23 protein-coding genes are annotated in these 21,726 nt (G+C 69.6%); 15 read left to right on the top strand and 8 right to left on the bottom strand.

Annotated features, from left to right (window positions below; all coding sequences use genetic code 11):
* Nucleotides 1–312 precede the first annotated feature (312 nt).
* Genes ACGFH6_RS19630 through ACGFH6_RS19620 form a run of 3 tightly spaced genes read left to right on the top strand, consistent with a single transcriptional unit; the run spans nucleotide 313 to nucleotide 2,825 of the window.
* Nucleotides 313–2,052: a histidinol-phosphatase gene (locus tag ACGFH6_RS19630; RefSeq protein ID WP_393385520.1), complete on the top strand. Its 1,740-nt coding sequence runs from the start codon at nucleotides 313–315 to the stop codon at nucleotides 2,050–2,052.
* Nucleotides 2,049–2,621, top strand: a complete 573-nt coding sequence (locus tag ACGFH6_RS19625) for a hypothetical protein (RefSeq protein ID WP_393385518.1) — start codon at nucleotides 2,049–2,051, stop codon at nucleotides 2,619–2,621. The genes ACGFH6_RS19630 and ACGFH6_RS19625 overlap by 4 nt, the downstream gene beginning before the upstream one ends.
* 21 nt (nucleotides 2,622–2,642) lie before the next feature.
* Nucleotides 2,643–2,825: a DUF5808 domain-containing protein gene (locus ACGFH6_RS19620; RefSeq protein ID WP_393385516.1), complete on the top strand. Its 183-nt coding sequence runs from the start codon at nucleotides 2,643–2,645 to the stop codon at nucleotides 2,823–2,825.
* A 6-nt stretch (nucleotides 2,826–2,831) separates the two neighbouring features.
* On the opposite strand, the gene ACGFH6_RS19615 is transcribed toward ACGFH6_RS19620, so the two are convergent.
* Nucleotides 2,832–5,081 carry a HelD family protein gene (locus ACGFH6_RS19615; RefSeq protein WP_393385514.1) on the bottom strand — a complete coding sequence of 750 codons (2,250 nt, stop codon included), beginning with the start codon at nucleotides 5,079–5,081 and terminating at the stop codon, nucleotides 2,832–2,834.
* 171 nt (nucleotides 5,082–5,252) lie between these two features.
* On the opposite strand from ACGFH6_RS19615, the gene ACGFH6_RS19610 reads away from it, so the two are divergent.
* The 3 genes from ACGFH6_RS19610 to ACGFH6_RS19600 all read left to right on the top strand — a co-directional run bounded on the left by ACGFH6_RS19610 (nucleotide 5,253) and on the right by ACGFH6_RS19600 (nucleotide 8,193).
* Nucleotides 5,253–6,428 (top strand): M4 family metallopeptidase, encoded by a 1,176-nt coding sequence (locus ACGFH6_RS19610; RefSeq protein ID WP_393385513.1) that lies wholly within the window; start codon nucleotides 5,253–5,255, stop codon nucleotides 6,426–6,428.
* Between the two features lie 45 nt (nucleotides 6,429–6,473).
* Nucleotides 6,474–7,001 (top strand): NADPH-dependent FMN reductase, encoded by a 528-nt coding sequence (locus tag ACGFH6_RS19605; RefSeq protein WP_393385511.1) that lies wholly within the window; start codon nucleotides 6,474–6,476, stop codon nucleotides 6,999–7,001.
* A 187-nt stretch (nucleotides 7,002–7,188) separates the two neighbouring features.
* Nucleotides 7,189–8,193, top strand: coding sequence for an LLM class flavin-dependent oxidoreductase (locus tag ACGFH6_RS19600; RefSeq protein ID WP_393385509.1), 1,005 nt, complete (start codon nucleotides 7,189–7,191; stop codon nucleotides 8,191–8,193).
* 1 nt (nucleotide 8,194) lies between these two features.
* Here the strand turns inward: ACGFH6_RS19600 and ACGFH6_RS19595 are convergent, their stop codons facing one another.
* The gene (locus ACGFH6_RS19595; protein ID WP_393385507.1) at nucleotides 8,195–8,701 is read right to left on the bottom strand and encodes an Lrp/AsnC family transcriptional regulator; all 507 of its coding nucleotides are present in this window, start codon (nucleotides 8,699–8,701) and stop codon (nucleotides 8,195–8,197) included.
* 133 nt (nucleotides 8,702–8,834) lie between these two features.
* Between ACGFH6_RS19595 and ACGFH6_RS19590 the strand changes: the two genes are divergently transcribed.
* Nucleotides 8,835–9,995 (top strand): trans-sulfuration enzyme family protein, encoded by a 1,161-nt coding sequence (locus ACGFH6_RS19590; RefSeq protein ID WP_393385505.1) that lies wholly within the window; start codon nucleotides 8,835–8,837, stop codon nucleotides 9,993–9,995.
* A 49-nt stretch (nucleotides 9,996–10,044) separates the two neighbouring features.
* On the opposite strand, the gene ACGFH6_RS19585 is transcribed toward ACGFH6_RS19590, so the two are convergent.
* A complete protein-coding gene (locus ACGFH6_RS19585) occupies nucleotides 10,045–10,623 on the bottom strand; it encodes a ClpP family protease (RefSeq protein WP_393385503.1) in 579 nt (192 codons plus the stop codon).
* Nucleotides 10,624–10,749: 126 nt separating this feature from the next.
* On the opposite strand from ACGFH6_RS19585, the gene ACGFH6_RS19580 reads away from it, so the two are divergent.
* From ACGFH6_RS19580 to ACGFH6_RS19565, 4 genes are read left to right on the top strand one after another with little or no spacing between them, the layout of a single operon-like run.
* The gene (locus ACGFH6_RS19580) at nucleotides 10,750–11,106 is read left to right on the top strand and encodes a helix-turn-helix domain-containing protein (RefSeq protein WP_393385501.1); all 357 of its coding nucleotides are present in this window, start codon (nucleotides 10,750–10,752) and stop codon (nucleotides 11,104–11,106) included.
* 3 nt (nucleotides 11,107–11,109) lie between these two features.
* Nucleotides 11,110–12,093, top strand: coding sequence for a pyridoxal-phosphate dependent enzyme (locus tag ACGFH6_RS19575; RefSeq protein WP_393385499.1), 984 nt, complete (start codon nucleotides 11,110–11,112; stop codon nucleotides 12,091–12,093).
* Nucleotides 12,094–12,133: 40 nt separating this feature from the next.
* Nucleotides 12,134–12,907, top strand: coding sequence for a phosphotransferase family protein (locus tag ACGFH6_RS19570; RefSeq protein ID WP_393385497.1), 774 nt, complete (start codon nucleotides 12,134–12,136; stop codon nucleotides 12,905–12,907).
* The gene (locus tag ACGFH6_RS19565; RefSeq protein WP_393385495.1) at nucleotides 12,904–13,305 is read left to right on the top strand and encodes a GNAT family N-acetyltransferase; all 402 of its coding nucleotides are present in this window, start codon (nucleotides 12,904–12,906) and stop codon (nucleotides 13,303–13,305) included. The genes ACGFH6_RS19570 and ACGFH6_RS19565 overlap by 4 nt, the downstream gene beginning before the upstream one ends.
* Here the strand turns inward: ACGFH6_RS19565 and ACGFH6_RS19560 are convergent.
* Entirely contained in the window at nucleotides 13,289–14,170 is an 882-nt protein-coding gene (locus tag ACGFH6_RS19560; protein ID WP_393385493.1) for a hypothetical protein, read from the bottom strand. The two genes, ACGFH6_RS19565 and ACGFH6_RS19560, sit on opposite strands and share 17 nt — an antisense overlap.
* A gap of 162 nt (nucleotides 14,171–14,332) precedes the next feature.
* Between ACGFH6_RS19560 and ACGFH6_RS19555 the strand changes: the two genes are divergently transcribed.
* Both ACGFH6_RS19555 and ACGFH6_RS19550 read left to right on the top strand, forming a co-directional pair.
* Nucleotides 14,333–15,547, top strand: a complete 1,215-nt coding sequence (locus tag ACGFH6_RS19555) for an MFS transporter (protein WP_393386726.1) — start codon at nucleotides 14,333–14,335, stop codon at nucleotides 15,545–15,547.
* 10 nt (nucleotides 15,548–15,557) lie between these two features.
* On the top strand, nucleotides 15,558–16,484 hold the full coding sequence (locus ACGFH6_RS19550) for a DMT family transporter (RefSeq protein ID WP_393385491.1): 927 nt from the start codon (nucleotides 15,558–15,560) through the stop codon (nucleotides 16,482–16,484).
* Here the strand turns inward: ACGFH6_RS19550 and ACGFH6_RS19545 are convergent.
* Nucleotides 16,409–17,098, bottom strand: a complete 690-nt coding sequence (locus ACGFH6_RS19545) for a TetR/AcrR family transcriptional regulator C-terminal domain-containing protein (protein WP_393385489.1) — start codon at nucleotides 17,096–17,098, stop codon at nucleotides 16,409–16,411. The genes ACGFH6_RS19550 and ACGFH6_RS19545 overlap by 76 nt on opposite strands.
* A gap of 50 nt (nucleotides 17,099–17,148) precedes the next feature.
* Between ACGFH6_RS19545 and ACGFH6_RS19540 the strand changes: the two genes are divergently transcribed.
* A complete protein-coding gene (locus tag ACGFH6_RS19540) occupies nucleotides 17,149–18,060 on the top strand; it encodes an SDR family oxidoreductase (RefSeq protein WP_393385487.1) in 912 nt (303 codons plus the stop codon).
* Here the strand turns inward: ACGFH6_RS19540 and ACGFH6_RS19535 are convergent.
* Both ACGFH6_RS19535 and ACGFH6_RS19530 read right to left on the bottom strand, forming a co-directional pair.
* Nucleotides 18,057–18,857: an MBL fold metallo-hydrolase gene (locus tag ACGFH6_RS19535; RefSeq protein WP_393385485.1), complete on the bottom strand. Its 801-nt coding sequence runs from the start codon at nucleotides 18,855–18,857 to the stop codon at nucleotides 18,057–18,059. The genes ACGFH6_RS19540 and ACGFH6_RS19535 overlap by 4 nt on opposite strands.
* 105 nt (nucleotides 18,858–18,962) lie before the next feature.
* Complete coding sequence (locus ACGFH6_RS19530) at nucleotides 18,963–19,559, bottom strand: LysE/ArgO family amino acid transporter (RefSeq protein ID WP_393385483.1); 597 nt, start codon at nucleotides 19,557–19,559, stop codon at nucleotides 18,963–18,965.
* A 73-nt stretch (nucleotides 19,560–19,632) separates the two neighbouring features.
* On the opposite strand from ACGFH6_RS19530, the gene ACGFH6_RS19525 reads away from it, so the two are divergent.
* A complete protein-coding gene (locus ACGFH6_RS19525) occupies nucleotides 19,633–20,520 on the top strand; it encodes a LysR family transcriptional regulator ArgP (protein WP_393385481.1) in 888 nt (295 codons plus the stop codon).
* Here ACGFH6_RS19525 and ACGFH6_RS19520 read toward each other — a convergent pair.
* Nucleotides 20,471–21,676: an FAD-dependent monooxygenase gene (locus ACGFH6_RS19520; protein ID WP_393385479.1), complete on the bottom strand. Its 1,206-nt coding sequence runs from the start codon at nucleotides 21,674–21,676 to the stop codon at nucleotides 20,471–20,473. The two genes, ACGFH6_RS19525 and ACGFH6_RS19520, sit on opposite strands and share 50 nt — an antisense overlap.
* Nucleotides 21,677–21,726 lie beyond the last annotated feature (50 nt).

Raw genomic sequence — 21,726 nt, 5'->3', positions numbered from 1 at the left:
GTGCGGGTAGGTGTGCTGCTGACCTGTACGGCAGGGGAACGCTCGGGCGGGCGGGTCGACAGCCAGAAGACTCCCGCTGCGACGACAGTCACCACCGCCGCCACGATGCACGCCCACACGGTCCGGGTCACAGGATTCCGTTGCGGTCAGCATCAATACGGTGCGGATGGATACGGCTCTCCGTTCGTGGATCGCCCCATTGAAGCCTTGTCCCTGTGCGCTGTCCATGGGTCGAGGTTCACCGGGAGAACATCTGGTGGTCATCGGGGTGGGTGATGATCCGGCCGGATCCGGTTTCCGAGAGGACATGTGATGGGGCACTCGCACGACCACGGGCATGGGCACGGGCACTCGCATTCCCACGATCACCATCAGCCGAACAGTGAGTTGGATGCGTCGACGTTGGCGGCGTTGGACGAGTCGGTGCCGGACAGTGACTTGTCGCCGACCGAGGTCTCGCGGCGTGCGTTGCTGCGGTCGGCCGGCATTCTCGGCGGTACGGCGGCCCTCGCCGTGACCGGTGCGGGAGCCGCGGCGGCCGCGACGAGCGCGCAGTCCTCGGCGGGCTGGGTCTTCCATCAGGGCAAGCGTCCGAACGTCTGGCTGGCCGGTGACCACCACATCCACACCCAGCTCAGCTCCGACGGCATGTACCGGGTGATCGATCAGGCTCGGCACGCGACGGCGTATGGGCTGGACTGGCTGGTCATCACCGACCACGGCGGCGCGACGCACGCCCGGATCGGCGTCGACCTGGTCAACCCGCAGATCAAGGCGGCCCGCGCCGAGTTGCGCGACACGCTGATCTTCCAGGGCCTGGAGTGGAACATCCCGGCCGCCGAGCACGGCACGGTCTTCGTCGCCCCGGGCAGCCGGGAGGTCGACGTACTGAAGCAGTTCGAGAACAGCTACGACGGCAGCGTGAAGAACGCGGGCGCCAACACGCCCGTCAACGAGGCCCTCGCGGTGTCCGGCATCCAGTGGCTCGGCCAGCAGGTCGACAAGCGCCGGGTCGCGGACGCGCTGTTCCTGGCCAACCACCCGGCCCGCAACGGCATCGACAGCCCGCACGAGATCCGCAACTGGCGCGACGCCGACCCGCGGATCGCGGTCGGGTTCGAGGGCGCACCCGGGCACCAGGCGGCCGGTCTGCCCGCCGGGATCGGCGCCGCGAGCGCGCGCGGCTTCTACGGCAACGCGCCGAGCGCGAACTCCTTCCCCAGCTACCCGGCCGAGTCGTACCGGACCTGGGGCGGCTTCGACTGGATGACCGCGACCGTCGGCGGTCTCTGGGACAGCCTGCTGGCCGAGGGCAAGCCGTGGTGGATCAGCGCGAACTCCGACTCGCACGTGAACTGGAACGAGACCGCTCGCCGTCCCGACGGCTCCGACCAGGCCCAGTTCGACCGCGACGGCCGCTACATGGACCCGGTCTACGGCAACACGGTCAACCGCACCGCGGGTGACTTCTGGCCCGGGTTCTACAGCCGCACTCACGTCGGTGCCGACCGCCGCGATTACCTCGCGGTGATGGAGGGCCTGCGCAACGGCCGTGTCTGGGTCGACCACGGCGGCCTGGTCAAGGGCGTCGAGGTCGAGGTCCGCGAGGTCGGCAAACGAGACGGCGAACCGCTCGGTGGCGCCCTCGTGGTCCGCCGGGGCCGTCCGATCGAGCTCGTCGTCCGGATCACCGCGCAGACGATGCCGAACTGGGCGAACTTCGTGCCGACCCTGAACCGGGTCGACGTGATCAAGGGCTCGGTGACCGGGCCGGTCAGCGACCGCGACACGCTCAGTACGCCGAACACCAAGGTCGTCCGGCAGTGGGACACCTCCGGCCGGCGCGGCAACTTCGAGCTGGTGTACCCGCTGGGCCGGGCCGAGGAGCCCTGCTACCTCCGGGTCCGCGGTACCGACGGCCACCGCAGCCAGCCCGGGTACCTCAGCGCGGCGGTCGACCCGGCCGGTCCGGCCCTCGACGTGGTCGGCGACGCGGACCCGTGGGTCGACCTGTGGTTCTACACGAACCCCATCTGGGTGCTGCCCAGGTGATCATCGCCATCGACGCGGACAGCCGGGACACGGCCGCGGCCGACCACCTGCTGTACGACCTCCTCGACGCCATGGACCAACCGGTCGTCGCCTGCACCCACATGGTGTCGGGCGGCGACCGTCCGCACGTCGCGGTGTCCCTGACGAGTACGGCGGACCTCGCCCAACCGGTCCGGGACCACCTGGCCGGGCAGAACGTCGGCCTGGCCATCACCCGCCCGGGCGCGTCCGAACCGGAGCTCGCCGGGCCGAGCCAACTCGTCCGCGGTGCGTACGTCGCCGCCGTCGAAGCTGCCCTCGGTACGGCGGGCCGCGCGGTCCGCTGGCCCGGACACGAACTGGGCCACGGCGTCCTGCCGGCCGCGGAACTCCGCACCCGCTGCAACATCGACCACCTGGAAGCCGTCGGCGGTCAGCCGGTCGCCGACGACGCCATGGTCGACACCTGCGACTTCCTCCGCCCGCTCCGCCGCGACGGCCGCCTGGTCCTCCAGCTCCAGCCCGCCGCCGGCAACGTCCTCATCCCGTTCGAGCTCCAGCACCAGCAACAGTGCTGCGCCGACCACTGAACGGCGAGCTACCGTCGGAGTATGGGCGATAGGACAGGCAAGTTCCTGGGCATCCCGTACGACTGGCGCCGCCCGACGCTGGACCGCACGAGGTCACGATGGTGGAATCCCGACGAGCCGCGGCTGTTCACGCCGAAGCTGCTCGGCTGGGGCTACGACCTCAACTTGGCGCGGCTGTTCGGCCGCCACCCCAAGAAGAACTGACCGGGCTCAGCGCCGCACGTCCCACGCGCCGGAATCCCGCAGTACGTCGGGAAGCTCGCCGATGACCCCCAGTCGCTGGGTGCACCGGGTGAGCGCGACGTACAGGTCACGCAGACCACGCGGGGACTCGATCACGATGCCGTCGGGGTCGACGACCAGGACCGAGTCGAACTCGAGGCCCTTGGCTTCGCGAGCACTCAGAACGATCACGTCGAGGTCGGCGACCGCTTCCTGGACGAGCTCGAGCCGGCTGCGCGACGTGATGATCCCGACCTGCCCGTACGCCGACTCCTCGGCCGCGACCTTGTGGACGTACATGGCCTGGTCCGACGCCGGGATGTCGGCGTGCCACGGTTTCACGTCGGTCGAGCGCACCGACTGCGGCGCCTTCGCCGACGGGTCGACCTCGTGCAGGACGTCACTGGCCAGGTCCATCACCTCGGCCGGCGTGCGGTAGTTGAGCGTCAGCTCGGCCAGCCGCCAGCGATCGCCGAACGTCTCGCCGAGCGCGGCCGACCAACTCGTTCCGCCGCCGATCGACCCGGTCTGGGCGACGTCGCCGACCACGGTCATCGAACGCAGCGGGCAGCGGCGCGCGATCGCGCGCCACGCCATCGGTGAGAGCTCCTGCGCCTCGTCCACGATCACGTGCCCGTACGTCCAGCGCCGGTCCGCCGCGGCCCGGTCCGCGAGCGTGCGGTCGTCGTCCGCCTCGTAGCGTTCGGCCAGCGCCTCGGCGTCGAGGATGTCCTTCGCGGTCAGGATCTCCGCATCGTCGTCCTCGTCGAAGTCGGTGGACCCCGAGCCGCTGAGAACGTCCAGTGCTCCTTGCGCGTAAGAGATCGCCCGCGCCCGAGCCGCCCGTTCGCGCGCCGCCTCGGTCCCGTCATCGCCGAGCAACTCGGCGGCCTCGTCGAGCAGCGGTACGTCGGACGGACTCCAGTCGGCGCCGTAGCGCAGCAGATGCTCGCGCTCGAGCCCGCTCAGTTGCGGCGCGGCCAACGCCAGACGGTCCTCGTCGCCGTACAGGTCCTCGAGCAGCTTCTGTGGGCTGAGGAGTGGCCAGAGCTGATCGAGCAGCGCCTGGACTGCCGGCTCGGCCAGGACCTCCTTGCGCAGCTCGGACAGCTCGTACTCGTCGAGCAGGTTCTCCCCGTCGTACGGGTCGGTGGCGACCAGGTCGGCGTACTGATTCGTCAGGTGGTCGACCATCTCGGTCAGGAAGAACGGACGGGCTTGGTTGTGGGTGAGGTTCCGGGCGCGAGCCCGCTCGCGGATCTCCAGGCACACCGTCGGATCGAGCCGAAGTACGGTCCGGTCGACGGTGACGTGGACGGGGCGCTCCGGGATCCACTCCCGGTCGTCGACCGCCTTCGCGATCACGTCGGCCATCACCGGGCGGCCCTTCACCTCGGCGCTCTCGGCCGTCTCCGGGCGGGTCGCGGTCAGGCCCGGGTACAGCTCGGCGACGGTGACCAGGCGGACGCCGTCCTCGCCGAGCGACGGCAGCACCTGACCGATGAAGTGCAGGAACGCCGCATTCGGCCCGACCACCAGAATTCCGCGCTTTTCCAGTTGTTCACGGTGGGTGTAAAGGAGAAATGCCGCGCGGTGCAGCGCGATCGCGGTCTTGCCGGTGCCGGGACCGCCCTGGACGACCAGGATTCCGGGCAGCTCGGAGCGGATGATCCGGTCCTGGTCGGCCTGGATCGTCTGCACGATCGACTCCATCTGGCCGGTCCGCCGCGCGTCCAGCGCCTTCAGCAGGACGGCCTCGCCGATCACGCCGGTGCCGGGCTTGGACGCATCGGCCGCGGTCCGGCCCAGGTCGAGTTGCTCGTCCTGGACGTCGACCACCTTGCGCAGCCGGGTCTGGATGTGCCGGCGCCGGACAATGCCCTCATTCGCCACCGCGGTCGCGATGTAGAACGGCCGGGCCGCGGGCGCACGCCAGTCGACCAGCAGGGATTCGTAGTCGTCGTCGTGCAACCCGATCCGGCCGAGGTGCAGGATCTCACCGTCGGCCGCGTCCAGCCGGCCGAAGTACAGCCCCTCCTCGGCCGCGTTCAGCCGGGCCAGCCGCGCGTTCAGGTCGCGGATCCGGCCGTCGCGCTGGTGGAGTGCCTGAGCGTTGCGGGTCTGGACCAGTTGCTCGTCCTGCTTGCGCTCCTCGGCCCGCTCGCGCTCGGTGTCGAGCGCGGCGTAGAACGTCGTCAGGTGACCCTGTTCGGCCTGCACCGGATTCGGCAATTCCATCCCCTTGTGATAAACTACGCGCGTTGGTTCCCAGAGGTCATTTCTGACGCATTCTCTGGTAGCAGCCATACAAATCCTTGAGTTTATCCTCCTTCCCGGCGTTTTTGTACTGCCGCAGTTTTTCCGGCCCGTCCCCTGTCCCCGGATCGGCCGGTCGGGCACGATCGGAGGATGGTGTTCCACTCCATCGTCCCGCCGTACCTGCTCGAGCAGCTCGAGCAAGCCGTGGACGACCCCAGCCTCCGCGCCCGCTTTCGCCAGTCGCTGCAGCACGACGCCGTACTGCGAACACGCCCGGCGGCTGGAGCCGCTGCCGCCGAGCCTGCAACCGATGCGGGCGGACCGCAACGCGCCGTGTACGACGCGGAGCACCGGACGGACCTGCCGGGTACGCCGGCGCGTGCCGAGGGCGAGGATCCGGTCCAGGACGAGTCGGTGAACCAGGCGTACGACGGGACCGGCGCGACGTGGAGGATGTTCAGCGAGTGCTTCGGCCGTGACTCGATCGACGGCGCCGGGCTGGCGCTGACGTCGTCGGTGCACTACGACCGCGGCTATGCGAACGCGTTCTGGGACGGCGCGCAGATGGTCTTCGGTGACGGCGACGGTGAGATCTTCGGCGGATTCACCGAGTCGGTCGACGTCACCGGGCACGAGTTGACCCACGGCGTCACGCAGTACACCGCGAACCTCGCGTACGAGGGGCAGTCGGGCGCGCTGAACGAGAGCATCTCCGACGTGTTCGGCTCGCTCGCGAAGCAGCACAACCTCGGCCAGAGCACCGAGGAGGCCGACTGGCTGATCGGCGCCGGGCTGTTCCGGCCGGGCGTGCAGGGTGTGGCGCTGCGCTCGATGAAGGCACCCGGCACCGCGTACGACGACCCGCGGCTCGGCCGCGATCCGCAGCCGGCTCACATGTCGGACTACGTCGAGACCGAGGACGACAACGGCGGCGTACACATCAACTCGGGGATCCCGAACCGGGCGTTCTACCTGACCGCTGCGGCGATCGGAGGCAACGCGTACGACGACGCCGGCAAGATCTGGTACTCCGCGCTGACATCCGGCACGCTCTCCGAGACGGCGACCTTCGCCGACTTCGCAGCGGCCACCCAGGCGGCCGCGAGCGAGCTCTTCGGCGACGACTCCAGCCAGCTCGCCGCGGTCACGGAGGCTTGGCAGACCGTCGGCGTCCTCACGGCGGAGTCGTTGCCCGCTGAACCGTCTGGTGCCAAGCAGGCCGAGTCGGGAGTGCGCGCCGAGTCCGAGTCGGAGGGACTCATGCGCGCCGCCAAGTCGGGCCTGCCGTCCAGCAGTCCGCCCGCGCCACCCCCTTCCAAGGACTGAGCGGAGCTTGACCTCAAGTCAAGTTGAGGTATTAGCGTCCTCGACGTGACTGTTCATCCGCTGCGGCTCGCGCTGCTCACGCGCAACGTGGACGCCGGGCGGTTCGGGACACTGGTCACGCGGTGGTTCGCGCGCGAGGTCGAGCGCACCGACGAGTTCAAGCTCGACCTGATCGACCTCAGCGCCGTACCGCTCACCGAACTGCCGCGGCGGATCGAGGACGCGGACGCTGTCGTGATCGTCGCGGCCGAGTACAACCACGCGTACCCAGGCGACCTGAAGGTCGCGATCGACGCGGTTCGCCGGCCCTGGTACGCCAAGCCGATCGCCTTCGTCGTGTACGGCGGCCGATCGGGCGGACTGCGCGCCGCCGAGCAGCTGCGACTGGTCTTCGCCGAACTTCATGCGGTGACGATCCGCGACTCGCTGGGTTTCCACGAGGCCGACTTCACCCTGGCCGGCGAACCCACGGACGCGACCACCCCGGCTGCCGCGTCCGCGCTGCTCCGGCAGCTGGCTTGGTGGTCCCGATGTCTACGTGACGCCCGCGCAGACACGCCGTACCCAGCCTGACCTCCCTCCCACTCCCGCGTCGCAGTACCTCCCCGTCTGGTGGGTCCACCCAGCAGCTCAGAGGTTGGCCACCTGCACGCAGCTGGCCAACCCGCCCTCCGATGGGTGAACCCAGCAAACGGGGATGGGCGGGGGTGGAATAGCAGGCGAGACCCGGCGGTTGCGACCTGAGGTGAGCTCCGAACCGATGCCCCTGTCCGTGCTCGACCTTTCGCCGGTACCGACGGGATCGCGACCGTCGCAGGCGCTGCACGAGACGCTCGAACTCGCGCGCACCGCTGAGGCCGCCGGGTACCACCGCTTCTGGCTGGCGGAGCACCACAACATCCCGAGCGTGGTCAGCACGAGCCCGGAGGTGATGATCGCGGCCGTCGCCGCGGCCACCTCCACCATCCGCGTCGGCTCCGGCGGCATCATGCTGCCGAACCACTCACCGCTCAAGGTCGCCGAGACGTTCCGCGTCCTGGCCGGTCTGTACCCCGATCGCATCGACCTCGGCATCGGCCGCGCGCCCGGGACCGACCAGCGCACCGCGCTCGCGCTCCGCCGCAGCCGCGAGGCGCTCGGCGCCGACGACTTCCCCGAGCAGTACGCCGAGCTGCGCGCGTACGCCGAGGGCTTCCCGGCCGGCCATCCGTTCGCGCCGATCTCCGCGCAACCGAGCGACGTACCGCTGCCGCCCGTGTGGATCCTCGGCTCCAGCACGTACGGCGGTCAGGCCGCGGCGGCACTGGGGACCGGGTTCGCGTACGCCGGTCACTTCGGGACTCTGGATCCGGCCGGCGTGATCGCGTCGTACCGGGAGATGTTCCAGCCGTCGGACCAGCAGACCGAGCCGCACGCCATCCTCGCCCTGGCCGCGATCGTGGCCGGCACCGAGGAGCGCGCACAGCAACTGGCGCGGGCCAACGCGCTCTCCATGCTCCGGCTCCGCTCCGGCCGACCAGGTCCGCTGCCCTCGCCGGAGGAGGCCGAGGCCTACCCGTGGTCGGACGCCGAGCTCGCCGCGGTCGAGGAGTGGGCCGGGCTCGTCTCGGTCGGCACGCCCGACCAGGTCGCCGCCGACCTCTCCCGCCGGGCCACCTCCGCCGGTGCCGACGAACTCATCATCACCACGAACATCCACGACCCCGCCGAACGCCGCCACTCGTTCGACCTCCTCGCGACCGCCTGGGGCCTGAAGCCCCGCTGAGTCAGCCGGTCCCGCGGACGTGTTCGAAGATCAGGCTGGTTTCGGCGTGCACAACCGCAGGGTCGGCGGTCAGGTGATCCAGCACGAACTCGCGGAGGGCGTCCGGCGAGGGCGCGGACACGTGCAGCAGGTAGTCGTTCGCGCCGCTGACGTGGAAGAGCGACAGCACGCCCGGTAGCGCCGGGACTTTGCTGCGGAAGCGGTTGATCTCGTCCCGCGAGTGCGCGCCGATCCGGATCGCGATCAGGGCCTGCAGCGGCTGACCGAGCGCCGCCAGGTCCACGTCGGCGTGGAAGCCGCGGATCACCCCGCGCTCGCGCAGCGACCGTACGCGGGTCAGGCAGGTCGACGGCGCGATCCCGGTCGCTTCCGCCAGCGCGTTGTTCGGCATCCGCCCGTCGGCGGTGAGCAGCCGGACCAGCTCCCGATCCACCTCGTCCAGCCCGCCGGGCCCGGATCCGGGCGCGGCCCGCGGCGCCGGTCCGGGGCTCCGACGATCCTTCGGCATGGCACCACTGTAGGGCTCCTCCACAGAATCCACAGCGTGTGGATGAGCCTGTGGATGAATTTTCTTCGGAACTATTGCGGTTGATCTGCAGAAGATTCCATCCTCGGTCACGCCCAGCGTCCGAGGAGGCTCGATGACCCAGCTCGACACCCGGTCGGTCCACGCCGGCCGCGACGACCTGACCGCCCTCGGCGTCCACGTGCCGCCGATCGACCTGTCCACGACTTATCCACTGCCGGATGTGGACAGCGGTGGGACGTCGTACGACGCGCTGGCGCAGGGCAACGGCCCGGACGGCGGCAGCCTCGTCTACCAGCGGCTGTGGAACCCGACCGTCGCGCGCTTCGAGAACGCTCTGGCGGAGCTCGAGCAGACCGATGGCGCGGTCGCGTTCGGCAGCGGCATGGCGGCGCTCACCGCCTGCCTCCTCGCTACGGTCGCGGCCGGCAAACCGCACGTGGTCGCCGTACGCCCGCTGTACGGCGGCTCCGACCACCTGTTATCCACAGGCCTTCTGGGTACGACGGTCAGCTGGGTCGACGTCACCGGGATCGGTACGGCGATCCGGCCGGACACCGGACTGGTGATCGTGGAGACGCCGGCCAACCCGACCGTGGAGCTGGTGGACATCGCAGCGGTGGTCCGGCAGGCGGACGACGTACCGGTGCTGGTGGACAGCACGTTCGCGACCCCGGTGCTGCAGCAGCCGGCTCGGCACGGGGCAAGCCTGGTGTTGCACTCTGCAACGAAGTACCTCGGCGGGCACGGCGACGTGATGGGTGGCGTCGTCGCGGCCGGCGTGGAGTGGATCGGCCGGCTACGGCAGATCCGCGCAGTGACTGGTGGCCTGCTGCACCCGTTGGCGGCGTACGAACTGCACAGGGGACTGCAGACGCTGCCGGTGCGAGTGCGGGCGCAGCAGGCGACCGCCATCAAGGTGGCGGACTGGCTCACCGCCCAGCCCGCCATCGAGAAGGTCCACTACCCCGGCCTGTCCGATCCCCAAGAACTGATCGGCCGCCAGCAATCCGGTCCAGGCGCCGTCCTGGCGTTCACGCTCGCCGGCGGCTACGAGCCGGCGGCCCGTGTCGCCGGCGCTCTCAAGCTGATCACTCACGCGGTGTCGCTGGGCGGCGTCGACACCCTCATTCAGCACCCGGCCGCGCTCACCCACCGCTTGGTCACACCCGAGGCGAAGCCGAGCGATGGCCTCCTCCGCCTGAGCCTGGGACTGGAGGATCCCGAGGATCTCACCGCCGACCTGGCCCAGGCCCTAGCCACCACCCCCACCTGACCCACACCCACCCTGACCTGGGCTCGTCTTTCACTCTCCTGTTCCGCCGTCAGGCCGGAACAGGGGTCGGACGCGTGAGCACTCGGTCGATGATTCCGTAGTCGCGGGCGGCGGTTGGAGTGAACCAGCGGTCGCGGTCGAAGTCGGCCTCGATCCGGGGTAGCGGCTGCCCGGTCCGGTCGGAGATCAGCCGCGCCAGGTCCTCCCGGGCCTTGATCGCCTGCTCCGCCTGGGTCTTGATGTCGCTCGCCGTACCGCCCATTCCCCCGGTCGGCTGGTGCATCATGATCCGCGCGTGCGGCAGGGCGTACCGCTTCCCCGGCGTACCGCAGGTCAGCAGCACCTGACCCATCGACGCGACCATCCCCATCGCGTACGTCGCGACGTCGTTGGTGATGAAGTTCATCGTGTCCAGGATCGCCAGCCCGGCCGAGACCGAGCCGCCGGGCGAGTTGATGTAGAGCGAGATGTCAGCCTTCGGATCCTCGGCGTTCAGCAGGATCAGCTGGGCGCACAGCGCGTTGGCGTTCTCGTCCTTGATCTCGTCCCCGAGGACGAGGATGCGCTGCCACAGCAGCCGCTCGTAGATGTGGCTGTCCAGGTTGTTCGGAAGCTGAAACTGACTCATGCGTCCAGCCTGCGGCGAACCGGCCGGAACCGGGCCGGAATCTGCCCGTGGCAGATCTGCCCGCCGCAGACCTCGGCGAGATGGCACACTCGTTACAGGACTTCATGATGCGAGGAGGGCCACGACGTGTTGCTACGCCAGGTGATAGGGAACGTCTTCCGCCGGTTGCGGCGCGAGCGGGGCATCACCCTGCGTGAGCTCGCCGAGCTGGCCCAGGTGTCGGTGCCGTACCTGTCCGAGATCGAGCGCGGCCGCAAGGAGCCCTCCTCGGAGATCCTCGCCGCGATCTGCCGGGCACTCGACCTCGATCTGTCCGACCTGCTCGCCGAGGTGCAGTTCGACCTGGCCACGGTGGTCCGGTCCACGCTGCCGGTCCGCCTGCAGACGGCGGCGATCCGGGTCGAGCAGTCCAGCCCGCAGCGCATCACCTCGTCCCCGCAGGCCTACTACAGCACGGCACAGGCATTCGCACTGGTCGCCTAGTTGGTGCGCTGGTACAGCAACGCGTCTGCCCAGGCCTGGCGTACGACGCCTGCACCGGCTGAGGTGCAGGCGTTCCACCAGAGCCTGCCCGGCTACCGTCCGACTCCGCTGACGCCGGTCCCCGCACTGGCGTCGGAGCTGGGGGTCGGACAGGTTCTCGTGAAGGACGAGTCGCAGCGGCTCGGCCTGCCCGCGTTCAAGGCGCTCGGCGCGTGGTGGGCGATCCACCGTGCGTTGCAGGAGCGCCCTGGTCCGGTGGAGCTCGTCACCGCGACCGACGGCAACCACGGCCGGGCCGTCGCGCGGCGGGCCGCCATGCTCGGTCTGCCGTCACATGTGTTCGTACCGGACGTGGTGAGCGACAAGGCGATCGACGCGATCCGCGCCGAGGGTGCGACCGTGACCGTCGTACCTGACTCGTACGACGCCGCGGTCGCCGAGGCGGCGGCGTACGCGGGAGCTGAGCGGCTGCTGATCCAGGACTCTGCGTGGCCCGGGTACGAGGATGTGCCCCAGCACGTGGTCGACGGGTACTCGACGCTGTTCCGCGAGATCGAGGTCGAGCCCGATCTGGTCGTCGTACCGATGGGCGTCGGGTCGATCGCCCAGGCAGCGGTCACACACTACCGCAGTGGCTCGTCAACTACGGCTGTGCTCGGTGTGGAGCCGGCCAGCGCATCCTGCGTCACCACCAGTCTGCTGGCTGGTGAGCTGGTCACGGTGCCGACCGGCAAGACAGTGATGGCCGGCCTGAACTGCGGTACGGCGTCAACCCTCGCTTGGCCCGTACTACGTGCAGGCCTCGACTACGCGGTGACAGTCGACGACGATGCCGCCCTGCAAGCAGTAGCTGACCTGCGCGGAGCCGGCATCTCGTCCGGCCCGAGCGGAGCCGCCACCCTGGCCGGACTCCGTGCGGCCCGAGAGAACCTGGATCTGCGGCCCGACAGCACAGTCGTCCTGATCAGCACGGAGGCGGCGCACTAATTCAGGTTCGGCCGGGGACGATCCCGCCTAGCCTGACGTGGTGCCGAACCATGTGAAGCGCCGGTCACCGGCGGAACCGGGGTCGATCCCCGCGGTCCTGAACATCTTCGAATCCGAGGTCCGGTTCTATCGGGAGATTGCGCCGGTCGTCGGCGTCCGGGTGCCTGCCTGCTACGAGTCCGAGGCGAACGCCGAGGGGACGCTGCTGGTGCTGGAGGACCTCTCCGCCTGGGAGCCCGGCGCCGAGCCTGTGGCGGGTGCCAAGGCTCTGCGTGACCTGCACGACCGGTGGATCGGTCGTGCGCACTTGGAGTGGCCGTGGCTGCGGCCACTCGAAGCCGGTGCGGACCTGGTGGCAGCCCTGTTCGATCGGACCTGGCCCAGACTGGCTACGCGCTCGGATCTGTCCGCGCCGGTGCGTGAGGCGGGGGAGCGGCTGGTGGGTCACGTCCTTGACGCTGAGCGCGATGTCGCGCAAGCCGGTGAGCTCACGCTGGTCCACGGCGATGCATCGGCTCAGAACCTGCGGACCGCACCGGACGGCGTGGTTGCGTTCCTGGACTGGGAGGACGTGTCAGCGGCGCCGGGTGCGCTCGACCTGGCGTGGTTCCTGCTGTCGTCGGTGGAGCCCGAGCGCTGGACTGAGGCGGTGGACGCCTACGGGACGAGCCATGGCCTGGCAGAGGCCATGCCGTCGACGATGGTCCAGGGCTACCTCACGATGGCGGACTACCCGGACGGCTCGGAGCCCGCCGCTGGCTGGAACGCCCGCCTTGAATCGGCCGCTGCGCTGCTCGCACGGGGTCGCGTGTGACTGCACGCTACGTGGTGCGGTTTCCGGTCGACGATCAGGAGTTGTCGACCCTGCACGCTCTCGCCTTCGGGAGTGAGGTCACCGTGCAGCCGTGGGCCGCACGGCTGGAGCGGCACGCCCTCACCTGGGTAGGGGCCTTCAGCAACGACCAGCTGGTCGGATTCGTGCAGGTGTGCTGGGACGGCGGCGCTCACGCGTTCGTGCTGGACACCGCCGTCCATCCGGAGCACGGTCGGCAAGGAATCGGCAAGCAGTTGGTGCTGACCGCCGCCGCGGAGGCGAAGGCCGCCGGGTGTGAATGGCTCCACGTCGACTTCGAGCCACACCTGACGGCCTTCTACCTGGACGCGTGCGGGTTCCGCCCGACGGATGCAGGTCTGCTCAAGCTGCGGGGCTGATCGCGGTCAGGCGCTCGGTGGACACGCACGACGTCAGGCAGCGCTCCTTCTGGTCGCCGAGCAGGTCCGCGGTCCAGGTGGTGAAGCCGCCATCACCCAGGCCCTCTCCGTCGCAGCCGATGCCGAGCGCCGTACCGGAGTAGTAGTTCTCGCTCTTCGTCCGCTCGGTGTCCTCGGTGAGGCTGATCTTCAGCGCCGGCCGGACCGTGTCGTCGATCCGCTCGCGCACCGCGGACGGCCTGAACATGGTGAAGCTGAGATCGGCCGTGTCACCCAGTACGTCGTGCCAGAACCGCAGGTGGTCGATCAGCAGCTCGGCCTCGGTCCGGCCCGAACCGGTGTCCCGCGCACTCGAGACCAGCACGAACAGCTGGAAGTGCGCGAACATGCCCGGCCCCTCGAACGGCTGCGCGCGCAGCACCCGCTGGCACGCGGCCAGGTCCACCCGGGCCTGCCCGGCACGACGTCGTACGGCGGCCTCGATCGCGAGCTCGTTCGTCGGGTCGCTGGCGACCTCGGTACCGCGGATCGTGCTGACGACCTGGTTCTGGTTGATGGTCGACATCGCGGAACACGTGCCGAGCGGAGTGACCGGGGACAGCTCGATGCCCTCGAACCGGGCCGGCAGGCGCTCCCACAGGCGCTGCTGGGTCTTCACCAGCTGCCGGGGGTCGGCAGGCCCCGGTCGCACGAACCGGTCCTGCTGCCACCGCTGCAGCAGGCGGGCCGGCGTCACCTTGGCGGCTCGCCGGCGGTTCACGTCCAGCAGGACCGACTGCAGTTCGGACTGGCTCAGCCCGTCGACGAGGGCGTCCCGGCTGCCATCCGGCAGCTTCGCCCAGAACCGTTCGCTGACATCTCCCATCGCTCTACTCTGACGGACCCGTGTCCCGGACCGCTCCTCATTTTGCGCGGCGGTTGTCCACAGCTCGCAGAAATGACCTGCCCGGCGCGGTGATTTCGCCGTATCTTTCAAGACATGAGATTCACGAGCCCGCATCTTTGACGCACTGACCGCCCCGACCGCCTGCCGACCAGTCTCTCGGCGCGCATTGTCGCGTTCGAGGCGCTGCAGGACTTCATCCCGCTGTATCCGCTGTACCAGTTGCTGTTCGCCGATCACGGCCTGTCGGCTGCCCAGATCTCGACGCTGTTCGTCATCTGGTCGACGACCGGGTTCGTGCTCGAGGTGCCGTCGGGCGCCTGGGCGGACACGTACTCGCGGCGCAAGCTGCTGGTGCTCGGTGCGCTGATCAGCGGGCTCGGGTACGCCGCCTGGATCACGCTGCCGTCGTTCGCCGGCTTCGCCCTGGGATTCGTGCTGTGGGGGACATCCTCGGCTCTGATCTCCGGCACCTTCGAAGCCTTCGTGTACGACGAACTGGTCGCTCGGGACCGCGCTGGCCGCTACGCGAGTCTGCTCGGTCGGGCCAGGTCGGCCTCCTTCCTGGCGAACCTCGCGGCCACCGCCCTGGCGACACCGCTGTTCGCGCTCGGTGGCTACACCTTGGCCGGCGTCTTCAGTGTGCTCAGCTGTCTGGTTCAGGCCGTCGTCGCACTGACCCTTCCGGAGGCGCCGCCGGCCGAAGCAGCCGCCGACGACGGCTCCGAATCGACGGGCGCAGCGTTCGCGTCGTACCTGGCCATGCTGCGGTCGGGTGTGACGGAGGTGCTGACCGGCCGGACGGTGCGCCGGGCGGCCGGCCTGGTCGCCGTGCTCATGGGCTTCATGGCGTTCGACGAGTACTTTCCGTTGCTCGCCCGCGAGGCCGGTGCGGCCACCGGCGTGATCCCGTTGCTGATCGCCGGTACGGTCGCCGCCCAAGCCATCGGCGGCGCGCTGGCGGGAGCGGCGTACAAGTTGCCAGAAGCAACTTTTGCGATCGGTCTGGGGGTGACCGCGGTGCTGATCGCCTGGGGTTCGCTGAGCCGGTCGGCCTGGGGCTTCATCCCGATCGCGGTCGGGTACGGCGTCATGCAACTGGTCATCGTGGTCTCGGAGGCGCGCCTGCAGGACTCCATCACGGGACCGGCGCGCGCCACGATCACCTCGGTCTCCGGCTTCTTCTCGGAGGTGTTCGCGATCGCGGTCTTCGCGGGGTTCGCGCTCGGTTCGCTCTGGTTCAGCATGGCGATCCTGGTCGCCGCTCTCACCGTGCCGGTGCTGCTGACAGCGTTCGTCGTACCGCTGGCCCTGCCGTCGCCCGTCAATTCGGTGTCCGCCGAAGCGACAGAGACCTAGTCTCACGTGCATGAGGAAGCAGGGTGTGCTGGCCGCGGGTGCGGCGGCGGTGACGGTGGTGTTGTGGGCGTCGGCGTTCGTCGCGATCCGCCATGTCGGTCAGGAGATCTCGGCGGGCGCCCTGTCCCTGGGCAGGTTGCTGGTCGGCAGCGTGCTGCTGGGCGTCTTCGTGTTCACCCGGCCACGCCGCTGGCCGGCGAAGGGCGACTGGAAGCTGCTGCTGGTCTGCGGTCTGCTCTGGTTCGGTCTCTACAACCTCGCGCTGAACGAGGCCGAGCGCCGCCTCGACGCCGGCACGACCGCGATGCTGGTGAACATCGGTCCATTGCTGGTCGCACTGCTCGCCGGTGTCCTGCTGCACGAAGGATTCCCTCGTCAGTTGGTGATCGGCAGCGTTGCGGCCTTTGGCGGCGTGGTCCTGATCGGCCTGTCGTCGTCCAGCGGCAGCGCGGAGACGCGGGGTGTCCTGCTGTGTCTGGTGGCTGCGGCGGCGTACGCGATCGCGGTGGTCTCGCAGAAGCCACTGCTGTCTCGGTTGCCCGCGCTGGAGGTGACCTGGCTGTCCTGCGTGATCGGTGCGATCGCCTGTCTGCCGTTCGCGCCGACGCTCGTGCGGGAGACCGCCGACGCGCGACCGTCGACGATCTGGTGGATCGTCTTCCTCGGCGCGTTCCCGACCGCGATCGCGTTCACCACCTGGGCTTATGCGCTGGCTCGTACGACGGCCGGCCGGATGGGCGCCACGACGTACCTGGTCCCGCCGCTGACGATCTTCCTCGGCTGGCTCCTGCTCGACGAGAGCCCTGCACCGCTGGCCTACCTCGGCGGTGTCCTGTGTCTGATCGGCGTGGCGATCTCGCGCTACCGGCGACGGGTGGCGGCGATGCCCGCCGTCAGCGTGGCCAGCCCGGACTCGAACCCGCTGTCGAAGTCGTAGGCGAGACCCTCGGGGCCGAGCTCACCGACGACCCGCGCGAGTACGGGCGCCTTGCCGGCGGGCAACCGCTCAACGCGGGTGATCAGATCGGGCGCGAGGTCGAAGTTCTCCGTGCGGACCGACGCCTCGCCGAGCGAGAAGCCGTGGATGAAGTCGACCAGGGTGTTCGCGGCCTCGAAGATCTGCCGCGGTGACAGCCCCGCCCGGTCGAGCGCGCGGTAGAACGGCTCCACGACCACCACCACGACCGCCGACACCGCGGACGTGTCCGACAGCACCTGGAGCGCGAGGTTCGGGTGCGCGCGGAGAGCGTTGCGATAGCCCCGGGCGGCGTCCTTCAGTTGCTCGTCCCACGGCACGGAATCACCGGGATCGGGTTGCTCGAGTCCCGCGAAGACCAGCTCCGCCAACCCGGCCAGCACGGCCGCCTTGTTCGGCAGGTGGTGGTACAGCGACATCGGGTTGACCTCGAGGGTCGCGGCCAGCCGCCGCATCGTCAGCGCGTCGATCCCCTCGTCGTCCACGATCCGCAGGGCCGCGGTCAGGATCGCCTCGCGGCTCAGCCGTTCCTCCCCGGCACGAGGCCGTCCGGACCGCTTGCCCGCGTTAACCATACGTCGTATGATACATAATCATACAGCGTATGGAAGAAGGAGGCGGGCGGATGAAGCCGTTGGCGGGCAAGGTGGCGCTGGTGACCGGGGCGACCCGGGCGGCCGGGCGGGGGATCGCGGTCCAGCTCGGCGCGGCCGGCGCGACCGTGTACGTGACCGGCCGGACCACGCGGGCCGGTCGCTCCGAGATGAACCGGCCGGAGACGATCGAGGACACCGCGGAGCTCGTCGACCAGGCCGGCGGCCACGGCATCGCCGTACCCGTCGACCATCTCGTCCCTGAGCAGGTGCGCGATCTGATCGACCGGATCGAGGGTGAGCAGGGCGCGCTGCACATCCTGGTCAACGACATCTGGGGTCAGCACGGCGAACCCGAATGGGACAAGACGGTCTGGGAGAGCAACCTCGACGACGGCCTGCGGCTGCTGCGGCTCGGCATCGACACGCACGTGATCACCAGCCACTACGCGCTGCCGCTGCTGATCAAGTCACCCGGTGGCCTCGTCATCGAGATGACCGACGGCACCAACGACTACAACGCGCACACGTACCGGGTGTCGTTCTTCTACGACGTCGCCAAGGGTGCGGTCGGCCGGATGGCGTTCGCCCTCGCGCACGAACTCGACAAGTACGAGGCGACCGCCGTACTGCTGACGCCCGGGTGGCTTCGATCCGAGGCGATGCTGGAGGGCTTCGGCGTCACCGAGGAGACCTGGCGCGAGGCGACCGAGCGGATCCCGCACTTCGCGATCTCCGAGAGCCCGTCGTACGTCGGCCGCGCGGTGGCCGCGCTGGCGGCGGACCCCGACGTACGCCGCTGGAACGGGAAGTCCACGTCCAGCGGTGAACTCGCGCAGGTCTACGGATTCACCGACCTGGACGGGAGTCGCCCGGACGCGTGGCGCTACATCGTCGAGGTCCAGGACCCCGGCAAGCCGGCGGACACCACCGGCTACCGCTAGAGCTTGTACGGCGGGCAGACCGCACTGCCGTCACCAGGCGTCGCCATCGGACGCACCTCGCCGGACAGCGCCGCATGCGGATGCGCGGCCGCGATCGGGATCCCCGACGCGGCCGCCAACGCGAGCACCTCCCGGCGTGATGTGACTGCTTGCGCCGGATCACGCTCGTACACGTAGGTGAGCTCGGGCCACCGCGCCTGCGCCGGATGCACCAGCACGTCACCCCCGAGCACGGCCCGCTCGGTCACCACCGACTGATGCCCGGGCGTATGCCCCGGAGTCGGCACCAGCCGCATCCCCCGCATCCCCACCTCACCGTCCACCATCCGCAACTGACCCGCCTCCACCACCGGCCGGATCATCCGCTCGTACGTCGCCCCGCCGCGCACATGCTCCAGCTCATCGCGCTGTACGACGTACTCCGCCCGTGGGAACCGCGGCGCCGACCCCTCCGCACTCCACCCCACGTGATCCAGATGCACATGCGTCAACACCACCGCGTCAACGTCATCCACACCCACCCCGGCCGACTCCAGCAGCCCCGGCAACCGCCCAGCCACCCCCAACCACTCAGCCGCCTCGCCACCAGCCGGCCCGACTCCGGCATCCACCAGCACCACCCCGGCATCGCCAGTCACCAAGTAGCTGTGGAAGTGCAGGAGCCACCCGCTGCCCGACACGTTGCCCGGCATCACGTCCGCAGTCCACGCGGCGTGCTCCTTCCCCCAACCAGGCAACGCATCCGGCACGCTCTCGGGAAACACCGCCACCGCATCGCACAAGACGGTCACGTCCACGCTCGATCCCCTCCTCCCCGCAGAAGTACCGCAACGAGGGGGTCAGCGGAACAGATACGCGTTGACCATCGTCTCCCCGGCCGCGCGCCGGGAACGGTTGCGTCCTCAGGGGAGGAGGAGCCAGGTGGCGAGGGTTGCCATCAGGAGGGCGATGGCGGTGTCGAGGTACTGCCAGGCTCGGGGGCGGGTGAAGACGGGGGTGAGGGTGCGGGAGAAGAAGCCGAGAGAGAAGAACCACGTGAAGCTGGCGGTGACGGCGCCGAGGCCGTAGAACCAGCGGCCGTCGGGGCCGCGCTGGTTGGCGAGGGAGCCGAGGAGGACGACGGTGTCGAGGTAGACGTGGGGGTTGAGGTAGGTGAAGGCGAGGCAGGTCAGTACGACGCTGTGGAGTGCGGTGGGGGCGTGGTCGGCGGGGCTGATGGAGCCGGGGTTGAAGGCTCGCTTCAGGGCGAAGGCGGCGTACAGGTAGAGGAAGGCGGCGCCGCCGTACTTCGCCACCTCGAGGGCCGGCTGGCTGCGCGTGAGAAGGGCTCCGAGACCCGCGATGCCGCCGGAGATCAGCAGCGCGTCGGACAACGCGCAGGTGAGGACCACCGGCAGGACGTGCTCACGGCGCAGGCCCTGGCGCAGCACGAAGGCGTTCTGGGCGCCGATCGCGACGATCAGCGACAAGGACGTGGCAAAGCCGGCGAGGAGGGGCATGCCTCGACGGTAGGCAGCGGATGGCCGGACAAACCAGCTAAAGATTCTGAAGCAGCATTAGGATTGCTTCATCATGCAGTTCGACTCCGCACAGCTCGAGACGTTCGCCGCCGTCGTCGACGAGGGCAGTTTCGACGCGGCGGCGCGGCGTCTGCGGGTGACGCCGTCCGCGGTCAGTCAGCGCATCAAGGCGTTGGAGAGCCGCCTCGGTCAGGTGGTGGTGATGCGCGGCAAGCCGGCGCGTCCGACCGCGGCCGGCGAGGCGCTGCTCCGGCTCGCGCGGCAGGTCTCGCTGCTCGAACTGGAGGCGATCGTCGCGGTCCGCGGCACCGTCGAGGCGCTCCGGCTGCCGATCGCGGTGAACGCGGACTCGCTGAACAACTGGTTCCTGCCTGCGATGCTCGACCTGTCCCAGAGCCTCGACGCCAGGTTCCTGGTCCACCAGGAGGACGAGGAGCACTCGGCCGAGTTCCTCCGCAACGGCACGGTCCTGGCCGCGGTGACGGCCGATCCGCGGCCGGTCCAAGGCTGCCGCGTCGTACCGCTGGGCAAGATGCGGTACCTGCCCGTCGCGACTCCCGAGTACGCCGCGCGGTGGCTGGCCGGCAAGCCGCTGGCGGACGCGCTCGCCGAGGCACCGATGGTGATCTTCAACGCCAAGGACGTGCTGCAGCACCGGCTGATCCGCAAGGTGACCCGGCGCCGGATGGACCCGCCGACGCACGCCGTGCCGGCTCCGGGCGCCTTCCACCAAGCCGTCCGGATCGGCCTCGGCTGGGGCATGATCGAGGACGAGATCGCGGAGCCCGAGCTGGCCGCCGGCCGCCTGGTGGATGTTGCCCCCGGCAAGTACATCGACGTGCCGTTGTACTGGCAGCACTGGAAGCTGGAGTCGCCCATCCTGGACGCACTCACGGCCGCGGTGCTGCGGGCCGCCGCGGCAGGTCTTCGTACGTCGTGAGCTCGATCGCGTTGCCCACCTTCAGTGGCATCTCGTCGATCAGCCTCCGCCACGGCAGGTACGGCAGCGTCCGGAAGGTCAGGTTCCGCAGCAGCATGAACCACTTGCTCCCCGGGATGAACCACCGCGCACCATCCACCCCTTGCTTCTGGCAGGCCGCGACGAATCCGCGCATCCGTACGTCGTACTCGCGGAACGCCACCGTGTGGTCGCCGGCGGCCGCGTGCAGTTCACCGGCCAGGACGTACGCCCCGACGATTGCCAGGCTGGTGCCCATCCCGGACAGCGGCGAGGCGCAGTACCCGGCGTCGTCGACCAGCGCGACGCGGCCGCGAGAATAGCTGTCGAGCTTGATCTGACTGATCGAGTCGAAGTAGAAGTCCGGCGCGGTCCGCATGCCGTCGAGTAGTCGCGGGACCTCCCAGCCGATGTCGGCGAACCGCTCCGCGACGATCGTCTGCTGCGCCGGTACGTCGCGCCGGTCGTAGCTCAGCGGCTCCGACGCGAAGTAGAACAGCGCCTTCGCCTCGGCGTTGTCCCGGGCGCTGCAGGTGCCGACCGTCTTGCCCGGCTCGGTGAAGATCCGCCCGGTGTGGTCGAGCCCGAGATGGTTCTCCACCGTGAACACCGAGGCGTAGTACCCGAGGTCATGGACGTACGACGACTCCGGGCCGAACGCGAGCCGCCGGACGTTCGAGTGCAGACCGTCCGCACCGATCACCAGGTCGAACCGCCGCCGCAGTCCGCTCTCGAAGACCACGTCGACGCCGGACTCGTCCTGGTCGAGCGAGGCGATCGAGTCGTCGAACAGGTACTCCGTCGTGGCCGCGGTCAACTCGTACAGGATGTCGACCAGATCGCCGCGAAGGACTTCCAGTTCACCGCTGAACGCCTCCGGGGTGGTGGACGCGACCGCCTTGCCAGCCTCGTTGACATAGACCATCGAGCCCATCCGGGTCGCCCGCCCCTCGACCTCGGCCAGGATGCCCATCCGGTCGAGCACCTTCAGCGAGGCGCCGCGGAAGTCGACCGCGTAGCCGCCGGGCCGCGGCGCCGGCGCGCGCTCGACCACGGTCGTGGTGAAGCCGTGGCGGTGCAGCCAGTAGGCCAGGGCGGGACCGCCCACGCTCGCACCGGATATCAGAACCGTCCTCATCAGAAGCCTCCACAGGTTGTCGTCGCCACGACTGTACGACGGTCTTAGAC

Source organism: Kribbella sp. NPDC049227 (assembly GCF_043197265.1).
In the GTDB taxonomy this organism is placed as follows: Bacteria; Actinomycetota; Actinomycetes; order Propionibacteriales; family Kribbellaceae; genus Kribbella.
The sequence above is the reverse complement of the archived record's forward strand: the minus strand, read 5'-3'. Positions and strand labels throughout refer to the sequence as shown.

Coding starts and splice junctions, on each gene's coding strand:
- ACGFH6_RS19630 (WP_393385520.1), top strand. CDS start 313: ATGGGGCACTCGCACGACCACGGGCATGGGCACGGGCACTCGCATTCC.
- ACGFH6_RS19620 (WP_393385516.1), top strand. CDS start 2,643: ATGGGCGATAGGACAGGCAAGTTCCTGGGCATCCCGTACGACTGGCGC.
- ACGFH6_RS19615 (WP_393385514.1), bottom strand. CDS start 5,081: ATGGAATTGCCGAATCCGGTGCAGGCCGAACAGGGTCACCTGACGACG.
- ACGFH6_RS19610 (WP_393385513.1), top strand. CDS start 5,253: ATGGTGTTCCACTCCATCGTCCCGCCGTACCTGCTCGAGCAGCTCGAG.
- ACGFH6_RS19600 (WP_393385509.1), top strand. CDS start 7,189: ATGCCCCTGTCCGTGCTCGACCTTTCGCCGGTACCGACGGGATCGCGA.
- ACGFH6_RS19595 (WP_393385507.1), bottom strand. CDS start 8,701: ATGCCGAAGGATCGTCGGAGCCCCGGACCGGCGCCGCGGGCCGCGCCC.
- ACGFH6_RS19590 (WP_393385505.1), top strand. CDS start 8,835: ATGACCCAGCTCGACACCCGGTCGGTCCACGCCGGCCGCGACGACCTG.
- ACGFH6_RS19585 (WP_393385503.1), bottom strand. CDS start 10,623: ATGAGTCAGTTTCAGCTTCCGAACAACCTGGACAGCCACATCTACGAG.
- ACGFH6_RS19560 (WP_393385493.1), bottom strand. CDS start 14,170: ATGGGAGATGTCAGCGAACGGTTCTGGGCGAAGCTGCCGGATGGCAGC.
- ACGFH6_RS19550 (WP_393385491.1), top strand. CDS start 15,558: ATGAGGAAGCAGGGTGTGCTGGCCGCGGGTGCGGCGGCGGTGACGGTG.
- ACGFH6_RS19545 (WP_393385489.1), bottom strand. CDS start 17,098: ATGGTTAACGCGGGCAAGCGGTCCGGACGGCCTCGTGCCGGGGAGGAA.
- ACGFH6_RS19540 (WP_393385487.1), top strand. CDS start 17,149: ATGAAGCCGTTGGCGGGCAAGGTGGCGCTGGTGACCGGGGCGACCCGG.
- ACGFH6_RS19530 (WP_393385483.1), bottom strand. CDS start 19,559: ATGCCCCTCCTCGCCGGCTTTGCCACGTCCTTGTCGCTGATCGTCGCG.
- ACGFH6_RS19525 (WP_393385481.1), top strand. CDS start 19,633: ATGCAGTTCGACTCCGCACAGCTCGAGACGTTCGCCGCCGTCGTCGAC.
- ACGFH6_RS19520 (WP_393385479.1), bottom strand. CDS start 21,676: ATGAGGACGGTTCTGATATCCGGTGCGAGCGTGGGCGGTCCCGCCCTG.